1 pseudogene is annotated in these 202 nt (G+C 64.4%); it reads left to right on the top strand.

Going from position 1 to position 202, the window contains the following annotated elements:
- Positions 1-202 (top strand): annotated as a pseudogene (locus tag KIH86_RS30285) (RCC1 repeat- and reductase domain-containing protein); the annotation flags it as partial.

The raw sequence follows: 202 nt of genomic DNA, 5'->3' as shown, positions 1-202 counted from the left end.
TAGCGGTGAGTGGTCTGACGAGCGGCGTGATAGCGGTCGCGGCAGGGACAAGCCACAGCTTGGCACTGAAAGGCGACGGCAGTGTATGGGTCTGGGGCTCAGGCTATGGGAATGTGCCGGTAACGGTCAGCGGTCTGAGCGGTATCGTGGCGATCGCGGCAGGGTCGGGGCAGAATCTGGCGCTGAAGAGCGACGGCACGGT

It is taken from the genome of Paenibacillus sinensis (assembly GCF_019904155.1).
Classification (GTDB): Bacteria; Bacillota; Bacilli; order Paenibacillales; family Paenibacillaceae; genus Paenibacillus_AQ; species Paenibacillus_AQ sinensis.
The sequence above is the reverse complement of the archived record's forward strand: the minus strand, read 5'-3'. Positions and strand labels throughout refer to the sequence as shown.